Genomic DNA, 10,134 nt, shown 5'->3' on the forward strand with positions numbered 1-10,134 from the left:
CCCGTGCCGACCTGCTCGATCTTGCCGTTGTTGAACACGGCGATCCGGTCGGAGAGGGACAGCGCCTCCTCCTGGTCGTGCGTGACGTAGACGAAGGTGGAGCCGACCTCCTGGTGGATGCGCTTGATCTCCAGCTGCAGCCACTCGCGCAGCTTCTTGTCCAGCGCGCCCAGGGGTTCGTCCATCAGCAGAACCCGGGGGTTGTATACCAGGGCCCGGGCCAGTGCGGCGCGCTGCTGCTGGCCGCCGGACAGCTCCGCCGGGTACCGGCCGCCGTACTCGGCCAGGCGGACCATCTGCAGGGACTCGGCGATCCGCTTCTTCTGCTCGGCCTTGGGCATCTTGCGGCGCTGGAGCGGGTAGGCGACGTTCTCCTCGACCGTCATGTGCGGGAAGAGCGCGTAGTTCTGGAACACCATGCCGATGTCCCGCTTGTGCGCCGGCAGCTTGGCCACCGGCTTGCCGTAGATGTGCAGCAGGCCCTCGGTGACGTCCGCGAACCCGGCGATCATGTTGAGCGTCGTGGTCTTGCCCGAACCACTGGGCCCCAGCAGCGTCATGAACTCGCCCGGCTCGATGACCAGGTCGATGTCGTCCACCACGGCCTTGTCCCCGTACCGCTTGGTCACGCCCTTCAGGCTGATGCCGGCCTCGTTGATCTGCCGGAGGGTGCGGGTGTCCAGCGAGGCGTCCCTGAGGTCGCGCTCCCCGGGTTCCGCCGCGCCCACGCTGTGCGCTCCAGTCTCGGTCATGTGAGGGCCTTCCTCTTTCGGGTGGCAAGCTGGGCGACCAGCATGACGGTCACGGAGACGGCCATGGTGATGACGGCGACCGCCGCGACCGTCGGGTCGGTGCTCTGCGTGACGCTGCGGTAGATCTTCACCGGAAGCGTCTGCAGGCTCGGATCCTGGATGAACAGGGACAGGATGATCTCGTCGAACGAGGTCACGAAGGCGAACAGCGCCCCCGCGGTGACCCCCGGCACGATCAGCGGCAGCGTGATCGTGAAGAACGTCCGCGCCTTGCTCGCCCCCAGGCTCGCGGCGGCCTGCGCGAGCCGCGGGTCCACGCCCTGGAGGCTGGCCATCACGTTGATGATGACGAGCGGCAGGGCGACGATCGTGTGGGCGAAGACGAACCCGGGGATGGTGCCGAGCAGGTCGAGCCGGATGAACAGCGAGTACAGGCCGATCGCGATGACGATCCCGGGGACGATCATCGGCGCCAGGAAGTAGTTCTCCAGCAGGGACTTGCCCCGGAACCTGACCCGGCTCAGGCCGAGGGACGCGAGCACCCCGGTCACCGTGGCCACGGTCGCCGTCAGGATGGCCACGAGCACCGAGTTCCCGAGTGCCTTGAGCCATTCGCGGTCGGTGAGGAAGTTCTCGTACCACTGCAGCGACCAGCCCTTGGGCGGGAAGTCGAAGGACGGCGAGGCGTTGAAGGAGATCGGCACGATCACCAGGGTCGGCACGATCAGCAGGAAGATGACGAGGACGGAGAAGGCGACGAGGACTCTCTTCATGGTCATTCCGGCTCCACCCCCGGGGCGAGGCTGGCTCCCCGGACGAACCGGTTGAAGACCACCAGGATGATCAGCGTCACCACGAGCAGGGCGATACCGAGCGCGGCGCCCTGGCCCCAGAGCAGGAACACGCTGACCTGCTGGTAGATGAGGGAGGAGACCATCGCCTCCTTCGGCGAGCCCAGCAGTGAGGGGATGATGTAGAAGCCCAGGCCCAGGATGAAGACCGTGATCGATCCCGCGAAGATGCCCGGCCGGGACAGCGGCAGGTAGACCTTGAAGAACGTGGTGATCCCGTTCGCGCCCAGGCTCGAGGAGGCGGACAGCAGGCGGCGGTCGATCTTGGCCAGCGCCGAGTAGATCGGCAGCACCATGAAGGGCAGCAGGACCTGCGCCATGCCCAGCGCGACGCCGAAGGTCGTGCGGATGAGCGGTTGGCGGCCGACGCCGATGGCCTCCAGGAAGTCGTTGATCGGGCCGGTGTCCGCCAGGAGCACCATCCAGGCCAGCGTGCGGACGAGGATGCTGGTCCACAGCGGCATCATGACGAACAGGGTGAGCCATGCCCGGGCACGCTCCCCCACGATCGTCATCAGGTAGGCGTACGGATAGGCCACCACCAGGCACACGAAGGTGACGACGAGGGAGGTCAGGAAGGTCCGGGCGATGACCTCGAGGTTGACGGGGTTCGTCAGCAGCCACTCGTAGTTCTGCAGCCCCGGCTCCGGGTCGGTGACGCTGCGGATGAACACGTCCACCAGGGGCACCAGGAAGAACATGGTGACCACCGCGATGGCCGGCAGCAGCAGGAGCAGCGGGCCCCACTTGACCCGTGATCGGCGGGACGGCCCCGCGCCGGCCGGCGGGGCGGCCAGCGCGGGGTCGGTCGCGAGCGCTCTCGTGGCGGAGCTCATGGGTCAGCCCCCGGTCACCCAGCCCGACCACTCGGTGGCGAGTGCGTCGTAGTTCTCGACCCAGAAGTCGACGTTGGGGTAATGACCCGTCTCCAGGTTCTCCGTCGTCATCCAGGTCTTCAGCGTCTCGTCGAGCTCGGGCTTCGCCTCGGTGTTGATGGGGCCGTACGAGGTCTCCTCGGTCATCGTGGCCTGCTGCTCGGCACCCCCGTAGAAGTTCACGGCCGCGAACGCCGCGTCGAGGTTCTTGGTGCCCTTGGGGATGCCGGTGGAGTCGACCATGACCATCCACTCGTCCCACATCGGCGCCACCGGGGCTCCGGCCGCCGCCGCTCCGTACCCGCGGCCGCTCCAGACCAGGCCCATGACGGCCTCGCCGCTCTCGAGCTGCTGCTGGGCCTGGGCGCCACTCGTCCAGCCGATGACGTCGTCCCCGAGCGACCGGTACTTCTCCATGGCCGTGGGGATCTGCTCCGGGGTGAGGTTGGCGGTGTCCCCGCCGTCCGCCACGATGGCGAACTCGAGCATCTGCGGATCGACGTACTGCGACATGCTGACGGTGCGCTTGCCCGGGAACTTCTCGGTGTCGAAGAAGTCCGCGGCGCTGGTCGGAGGGTTGTCCCCGAAGGCCTCCGTGTTGTAGGCCACGACGAGCCCGTAGAGGATCTGCGGCACCATGCAGTCGTCCGTGATGGTGCCCTCGGGCACCTTGGAGATGTCCACCTTCGAGTAGTCGTACTCCTCGTACAGCGTGCCGCAGAAACGGGCGGTGTCGAACTGCGTGGTGTTGACGAGGTCCCACGTCGTGTTCCCGCTCTCCACCATCGCCTTGAGCTTGCCGGGATCGAAGGCGTCCTGCTGGAACGTCGCCCCCGTCACCTCGGCGAAGGGGGTCCAGGCCGCAGTGGTCTGGCCCTCCTGGAAGATGCCGCCGGAGCCGGCGAAGGTGAGCGTGACGCCCTCGAAGACCCCCTCGGGGACCTCGCCCGCAACGGGCGTCCCGAGGTCGTAGGTCGCAGAGGGCTCCGGTTCGGATGAGCCACAGCCGGCCAGCGCGATCGCGGCCGCCATACCGAGGGTGACTGTGCGGATCGTACGCCGCCGCGGGGATGTGGTGTGCATGGGTACTCCTCAGGTTGTCCGTAGACCCCGTATGCCTGCCCCACAGAGCCGTTCCGTACTGAACAGGCGTTAAGTCCTGCTTGCGATGACGTTCAGAATAGCAATATGGTGGGCAAACACAATAGCTGATCCACACTCTCCTTGTGACAGGCCTCACGCCGTATTCCCGGCGGGAAATGCGATCAGGAAGGCACTGGCATGCACAGATCGTCCGCCCACGTCAGCGCGGCACGTCTCCCACTGCCCGGCGACGGTCACCCATGACCGCCGAACAGTCCGATGCCGCCGTTCCCGACTCCGTCACCGGCACTCCCGGCCCCCGGGTCCGGCAATTGCGCACCGACCGGGGCATGGGACTGCGGGAGCTGGCATCGCTCACCGGCACCACGCCGAGTTTCATCAGCCAGTTCGAGAGGGGGGAATCGGGGGCCAGCATCGCCACGCTGGTCCGCATCGCCGAGGCGCTGGGCATCAACCTCGCCGATCTGTTCAGCCAGCACTCCCCGGCGGGACGGGTCACCCGGCTCGGGCGCCATCCCGCCATCCAGTCCGCGGGATACCGCAAGATCCTCCTCACCCCGCCGCCCCTGCAGGCCATCGAGGGATACCGCCTGGAGTTCGACGAGGGTGAGGGCACCGGTGATGAGCCCTACACGCACGGTGACGCCCAGGAGATCGTGACCGTCATCGACGGGGCCGCGGAGGTCACCATCGGCGAGGAGAAGCACGTGCTCGAACCGGGTGACACGGCCGAGTACCGCACCTCGACCCCGCATTCCATCCGCAACGCCGGCACCGGCACCGCGATCGTCCTGGTGATCACGAGCCCGCCCACCGTCACGACCCTGGACATCGGTCCACAGATCGTCCCCGGCACCTGACCCCTCCCGGCCGCCCGCGGGCGGCCGTCGCTACCCCCACCCCGAAGGAGCACCCGTGTCCGTCCCGCCGCCGAACCCTCCCGAGGAGTCCGCCGACGTCGTCGTCGTCGGCGCCGGCTTCGCCGGCCTCATCGCCGCGCGGGAACTGGCGAACTCGGGCCTCGACGTCGTGGTCCTCGAGGCGCGCGACCGCGTGGGCGGACGCGTCTGGACGGACCACCGCCTGGGGCACGACCTGGAGCTGGGCGGGACCTGGGTGCACTGGGTGCAGCCCCACACGTGGGCGGAGCTGACGCGGTACGGGCGAGGCATCGTCCGCAGCCCCCGCACCGAGGAGGCGTACTGGCTGGGTGCCGGCGGCCAGGTACGGACCGGCACCCTGGAGGAGTTCAACGCCCTCATCGCCCCGGGGCAGGCGCGCATCGTCCACGATGCCCTCACCGCCCTCCCCCGGCCCGCGGATCCCGCCGCCTCCCCGAACCTGGCCACCCTGGACCCCCGCTCGCTGCAGGACCGCCTGGACGAGCTCGACCTCGGCGAGGAGGAGCGGCGCGCCAACGAGTCCGTGTGGGTGGGCCACGCCAACGCCCGGCTCGACGCCGTCGGCCTGGTCAGCGCGCTCCGGTGGGCCGCGGCCACCGGCGGGTTCTGGGAGCTGATGCACGAGGCCTCGGCCACCTATCGCGTGGACGGGGGCATGACCGCCTTCGCCGGGGACATCGCCCGGGACGTGCGCGGGAGCATCCGGCTGGGCCAGCGCGTGCGGTCGGTCCGGCAGGACCCGGACGGGGCCACCGTCGTCTACGGCGAGACCGGTTCGGGTTCCGGTTCCACCCTCCGGGCGCGGCGCGTGGTGGTGACCACCCCGTTCAACGCGATCCACCGGATCGGCTTCGCACCGGCGCTGACCGGGGCGGTGGCCCGGATGAACGCCGAGAGGTCCGCCTCGCGCGGGGTCAAGGTGTGGATCAAGGTCCGGGGGCCGGTCCAGCGGTTCTTCGCCTACTCGAGCCAGGAGCACCCCCTCTCCGTCGTCAAGAGCGAGTTCATCGCCGACGACGCCTCGATCCTCGTGGGGTTCGGCCCGGACCACGAGGCCTTCGACGTCACGTCCGTCCGCGACGCGCAGGCCGCCCTCGACGTCTGGCGCGACGACCTCGAGGTCCTCGACGTGGCCGGTCACGACTGGATGGCGGACGACCTGGCGGAGACGACCTGGCAGCTGTTCCGTCCGGGGCAGCTCACGCGGGACCTGGCCGGGCTCCAGGAACCCCAGGGAGTCGTGCACTTCGCCACCTCCGACAACGCCAACCTCTGGGGCGGGTTCGTCGACGGCGCGATCGAGAGCGGACTGCGGGCCGCGGCCCGCATCCGGCAGGAACTGGCAGGGTCCGCGGAGCCGGTCCCGGACCCCGTCGGCGTCGGGAACGCCGGAAGCCTCGGGAACGTCAGAAACCCCGGAAACCCCGGAAACCTCGGAAACAGGGAGTCACGATGAAGGTGGTCATCGCCGGAGCCGGCCTCGCCGGCCTCACGAGCGCGTGGGAACTGCACAAGGAGGGCCACGAGGTCGTGGTGCTGGAGGCGCGGGACCGGGTGGGCGGCCGCACCTGGTCGGCCACCCTGCCCAACGGGGTGATCACCGAGCGCGGTGGCGAGTACATCTTCCCCACCGAGTTCGCCATCCGCCGCCTCGCGGCGGAGGTGGGCGTCCCCATCATGAGCCACGGCGTCCGGTACGCCAGGCGCACCCTCAACGGCCGGCACGTCGACGTCGACACGCTCACCCGGCGCATGGACGCCGCCCGGGACACCCTCCGGCGCATGCTCGCGGACGGGGAGAGGTCCGTCTCCGTCGCGGCCGTGTTCCGGGAGGCCCTCGGGGCCGGGTTCCGGGATGATCCCGTCTACCGGCGGCTGGCGACGTCGCTGGCCGCGGATCCGGAAGCCGTGAGCGCCGAGGCCGCCGTGCTCCACGAGTCCTCGGCGGGCGACCTCTACGTCGAGGACGGCGGCCGGCTGGTCCACGGCAACCAGTCCCTCTCGCTCGAGCTGGCGCGCCGGCTGGGCGCGGCCGTCCGGCTCGAGAGCCCGGTGGCCGGCGTCGAGCAGTCGCCGCGGGGCGTGCGCTTCGAACTCACCGACGGCAGCAGCGTCGAGGGCGACGCCGGCGTCGTCGCCGTCCCGCTCCCGCTCCTGCGCTCCCTCCGGTTCGGCTTCGACCTGCCCGAACGCATGAGCACGGCCCTGGACCACCGGTTCATGGGGGTCGCCGCCAAGCTCGGGGTGCCGGTCTCGGCGTCCGAGCAGGACTCGGCCGTGCAGAGCGCCGAGCACACGTGGTGGTCCTGGCAGTCCCTCGGCATCGACGGCGAGCACCGCGTCGCCGCCCTGTCCACCTTCGCGGGCGGGCCGGACGCGGTCGCGGCGCTGGACGTCGGGAACGGGCCCTCGCTGTGGGCGCAGAAGCTGCGCGAACTGCGCCCGTCCATGGTGCCGGACGGCGAGCCGCTGCTCACCACCTGGGCGGACGACGTCTGGACGCGCGGCGCCTACAGCGCGGCAGGACTCGACTGGAGCGCCGCGGACGCCACGGCCTTCGATGAGGCCGCGGGCCGCGTGGCGATCGCCGGTGAGCACACCGGTCTGGCACAGTCACTCTCGGGCGCCGTGGCCTCGGGCTACCGCGCCGCGGCGGCACTCGACCGGGTGCTCCAGGCATGACGACGAAGGAGCAGGCGATGACGCAGACCCCGGCCTTTGACAACTACGTCGGCGGAGCATGGGTGGGTTCGGAGGACCGCACGGAGAACGTGAACCCCTCGGACCTCTCGGACGTCATCGGGCGCTACGCCCAGGCGGACGCGGACACCGTCGCCGAGGCCGTCCAGGCCGCCCGTCACGCCTGGCCGGGATGGGCGCAGGCCGGCCCCCTGGCCCGGTCGCAGGTCCTGTCCCGCGCGTCCGGGCAGCTGGCGGCCCGGTCCGCCGAGCTGGGGGACCTGCTGGCCCGCGAGCTCGGCAAGCCGATCGCCGAGGCCGTGGCCGAGGTCAACCGGGCCGCGCAGATCTTCGACTTCTTCGCCGGGGAGGCCCTGCGCAACGCCGGGACGGTGATCGACTCCGTCCGGCCGGGGCTGATCGCCGAGATGCACCACGACCCCCTGGGCGTGGTCGGCGTCATCACCCCGTGGAACTTCCCCATCGCCATCCCGGCCTGGAAGATCGCTCCCGCACTGGCCTTCGGCAACGCCGTGGTGTTCAAGCCGGCCGGCATCACCCCCGGGTGCGCCTGGGAACTGACGAGGATCCTGGCCGACGCCGGGCTCCCGGACGGGGTGCTGAACCTCGTCATGGGCTCCGGCGCCGTGACCGGTGCGGCCCTGACCGGGTCGTCCGCGGTGGACGCCCTGAGCTTCACCGGCTCCCAGGCCGTGGGCCGGGGACTGGCGGCCGCCTGCGTGGCCCAGGGGATCAAGGTCCAGTGCGAGATGGGCGGGAAGAACCCGCTCGTGGTCCTGGGCGATGCCGACCTCGACCACGCGGTGGAGTGCGCCCTCAACGGGGCGTTCTTCTCCAACGGACAGCGGTGCACCGCCTCCTCCCGGCTGATCGTCACCGCCGACGTCCACGACGAGTTCGTGGACCGGCTCCTGGCGCGGGTCGGGGCGATGACGGTCGGGGATGCCCGGGATCCGGGCTCCGCGGTCGGCCCCATCTCCAGCCACGGGCAGCTGGAGGGCAACCTGGCCTATGTCCGCACGGCCCGCGAGGAGGGCGGGGAGGTCCACGGCGGCGAACGGCTCCGGCTCGCCACGGACGGCCACTACATGTCCCCCGCCCTGGTCACCGGGACGACCAACGCCATGACGATCAACCGCGAGGAGGTCTTCGGGCCGGTGGCGGCCGTGATCAGGGTGGCCGACTACGACGAGGCGCTGGCCACCGCCAACGACACCGAGTTCGGGCTGTCCTCGGGGATCTGCACCGGCAGCCTGGCGCACGCCGCCGACTTCAAGCGCCGGTCCCAGGCCGGCATGGTCATGGTCAACGCGCCCACGGCCGGAGTGGACCCCCACGTCTCCTTCGGCGGGCGCAAGGGATCCAGCTACGGTGCGCGGGAACAGGGCAGCGCGGCCCGGGAGTTCTACACCCAGCACAAGACCACCTACACCGATCCGCGGTGATGCCGGCCACCGGGCCCGCCCCCGCCGGTGACGTCCGGGATCCGGACTCCCGCGCCCTGCTGCTGATCTCCGAACGCGTCAACGCCCGCATCGAGGACATCGCACGACGTCTCGCCCAGACCTACCGGGACGAGGTCGTCGAGTACCGCGCCTTCGCCGACGGTGTCGTCGAGCGCGACGTGCTGCCGCTCGCCGCGGAGAAGATCCGCCAGATGCTCACCTCCCTGATGACGGAGACCCCGCCCGCCGAGGAGGAGATCCGCCTGAACGCGCGGGCGGCCGCACGCCGCTTCCACCAGGCGGTGCCCCTGCCGGCGTTGCTGCGCGCCTACCGGGTGCGGGAGCGCACCATCTGGGACGAGCTCGTGGACTGCGCCGACCTCCAGGACCCGGCCCAGCTGCGGGTGCTACTCAGGCTGGCCGGGCGGGTCATGGAACACGTCGACATCATGTCCGCGGCGGTGGTCCAGGCCTACGTGGAGGAACAGGCGGGCCTGCGCCGGAACCGGCCGATCCTCCGCAGTGACGTCCTGGAGGCCCTGATCCACGGACGGACGACGCCGGAGGCGCGCGCCCGGCTCCGGGACGCCCTGGACCTGCAGGGCTTCGACCTCGAGGGCCACCGGCACGCGATCGTCACGTTCCGCTTCCCCCCGGGGCAGCAGGACCTCGCCCGGGCCCAGGAGGTGACGTCCCGCGCCCTGGGGGAACCCCTCGAGGGCACGACGCGCGGGCGGCTGGGCCTGATGGGGCTGCGGGACGAGGAGATCGTCTGGCTCGTGGAGGCCCCCGAGCACGGCCGCGGCCTGCAGGAGGCCGCCGCCCGCGCCGTGCAGGAGGTGGAGGGACTGGTGGCCGGGGTGGGCAGCAGCGGCGGCGGCGTGGATCATGCGGCGGTCAGCTACCGGCAGGCGCGGGCCGCGACCGACATCGCGCTGACCACGCCCGGCACGGACCGGGTCCAGACCCACCGCGACGTGCTGCTCGGCCTCACCCTCGCGGAGGGGGCCGACGCCGCCGGACTCGTGGAGTCCGCGCTCGAGCCCCTGCTCGCCTACGACCGGGACCACGGCACGGGGCTGCTGGAGACCCTCGAGGCCTACATCCAGCACCGGTACCAGGCCGCCCGTGCCGCCACGGTCCTGCACGTCCGCCCCAACACCGTGCTCTACCGCCTCAAGCGCATCGCGCGGATCACGGGGCACGACCCCATGCATCCCGACGGGCTGCTGGTGCTCTCCCTGGGGATCCGGACCCTGCGGAACCGCCGAAGCACGTGAGGGATCCCGCGTCCGGCCACGGCCGGGTCCGGGACGTGGCCCGGCCGGTCCCGGGGCACCGGTCCTTGACGAATCGTCAATGCCGGGTCGGCAGGACTGCGCAATCGGCAGTTCTGCCCGGCGGTGCGGATCCCTAGGCTGGGATCCACCGCAGTCGCGACGACCCCCGGAGGGACACCCGATCATGTCAGCCACGCCCCACCTGCATCCGGACCGCGTCGCGTC

9 protein-coding genes are annotated in these 10,134 nt (G+C 70.9%); 5 read left to right on the forward strand and 4 right to left on the reverse strand.

Annotated elements, in window-relative coordinates; genetic code table 11:
* The 4 genes from PLJ28_RS13640 to PLJ28_RS13655 form a co-directional block, all read right to left on the reverse strand.
* Window positions 1–752: ABC transporter ATP-binding protein (locus PLJ28_RS13640; protein WP_324590244.1), on the reverse strand; the 752-nt coding region annotated here is incomplete at its 3' end.
* On the reverse strand, window positions 749–1,531 hold the full coding sequence (locus PLJ28_RS13645) for an ABC transporter permease (RefSeq protein WP_298043336.1): 783 nt from the start codon (window positions 1,529–1,531) through the stop codon (window positions 749–751). The genes PLJ28_RS13645 and PLJ28_RS13640, both read right to left, overlap by 4 nt.
* Window positions 1,528–2,439: an ABC transporter permease gene (locus tag PLJ28_RS13650; protein ID WP_324590245.1), complete on the reverse strand. Its 912-nt coding sequence runs from the start codon at window positions 2,437–2,439 to the stop codon at window positions 1,528–1,530. The genes PLJ28_RS13645 and PLJ28_RS13650 overlap by 4 nt, the downstream gene beginning before the upstream one ends.
* Before the next feature lie 3 nt (window positions 2,440–2,442).
* Window positions 2,443–3,561 carry an extracellular solute-binding protein gene (locus PLJ28_RS13655; RefSeq protein ID WP_298043332.1) on the reverse strand — a complete coding sequence of 373 codons (1,119 nt, stop codon included), beginning with the start codon at window positions 3,559–3,561 and terminating at the stop codon, window positions 2,443–2,445.
* Window positions 3,562–3,821: 260 nt separating this feature from the next.
* Between PLJ28_RS13655 and PLJ28_RS13660 the strand changes: the two genes are divergently transcribed.
* Genes PLJ28_RS13660 through PLJ28_RS13680 form a run of 5 tightly spaced genes read left to right on the forward strand, consistent with a single transcriptional unit; the run spans window position 3,822 to window position 9,909 of the window.
* Window positions 3,822–4,442: a helix-turn-helix domain-containing protein gene (locus PLJ28_RS13660; RefSeq protein ID WP_298043330.1), complete on the forward strand. Its 621-nt coding sequence runs from the start codon at window positions 3,822–3,824 to the stop codon at window positions 4,440–4,442.
* 55 nt (window positions 4,443–4,497) lie between these two features.
* Window positions 4,498–5,940, forward strand: coding sequence for a flavin monoamine oxidase family protein (locus tag PLJ28_RS13665; RefSeq protein WP_324590246.1), 1,443 nt, complete (start codon window positions 4,498–4,500; stop codon window positions 5,938–5,940).
* The gene (locus PLJ28_RS13670) at window positions 5,937–7,166 is read left to right on the forward strand and encodes a flavin monoamine oxidase family protein (protein WP_298043327.1); all 1,230 of its coding nucleotides are present in this window, start codon (window positions 5,937–5,939) and stop codon (window positions 7,164–7,166) included. The genes PLJ28_RS13665 and PLJ28_RS13670 overlap by 4 nt, the downstream gene beginning before the upstream one ends.
* A gap of 17 nt (window positions 7,167–7,183) precedes the next feature.
* Window positions 7,184–8,629, forward strand: a complete 1,446-nt coding sequence (locus PLJ28_RS13675; RefSeq protein WP_298043325.1) for an aldehyde dehydrogenase family protein — start codon at window positions 7,184–7,186, stop codon at window positions 8,627–8,629.
* A complete protein-coding gene (locus PLJ28_RS13680) occupies window positions 8,629–9,909 on the forward strand; it encodes a PucR family transcriptional regulator (protein ID WP_298043340.1) in 1,281 nt (426 codons plus the stop codon). Before PLJ28_RS13675 ends, PLJ28_RS13680 begins: the two co-directional genes overlap by 1 nt.
* The last annotated feature ends 225 nt before the right edge of the window (window positions 9,910–10,134 follow it).

This window comes from Citricoccus sp., assembly GCF_035445025.1.
Classification (GTDB): domain Bacteria; phylum Actinomycetota; class Actinomycetes; order Actinomycetales; family Micrococcaceae; genus Citricoccus.

Bases quoted from the DNA above. Each gene is read 5' to 3' on its own strand.
- PLJ28_RS13660 (WP_298043330.1), top strand. From the start codon at position 3,822: ATGACCGCCGAACAGTCCGATGCCGCCGTTCCCGACTCCGTCACCGGC.
- PLJ28_RS13650 (WP_324590245.1), bottom strand. From the start codon at position 2,439: ATGAGCTCCGCCACGAGAGCGCTCGCGACCGACCCCGCGCTGGCCGCC.
- PLJ28_RS13675 (WP_298043325.1), top strand. From the start codon at position 7,184: ATGACGCAGACCCCGGCCTTTGACAACTACGTCGGCGGAGCATGGGTG.
- PLJ28_RS13680 (WP_298043340.1), top strand. From the start codon at position 8,629: ATGCCGGCCACCGGGCCCGCCCCCGCCGGTGACGTCCGGGATCCGGAC.
- PLJ28_RS13670 (WP_298043327.1), top strand. From the start codon at position 5,937: ATGAAGGTGGTCATCGCCGGAGCCGGCCTCGCCGGCCTCACGAGCGCG.
- PLJ28_RS13645 (WP_298043336.1), bottom strand. From the start codon at position 1,531: ATGACCATGAAGAGAGTCCTCGTCGCCTTCTCCGTCCTCGTCATCTTC.
- PLJ28_RS13655 (WP_298043332.1), bottom strand. From the start codon at position 3,561: ATGCACACCACATCCCCGCGGCGGCGTACGATCCGCACAGTCACCCTC.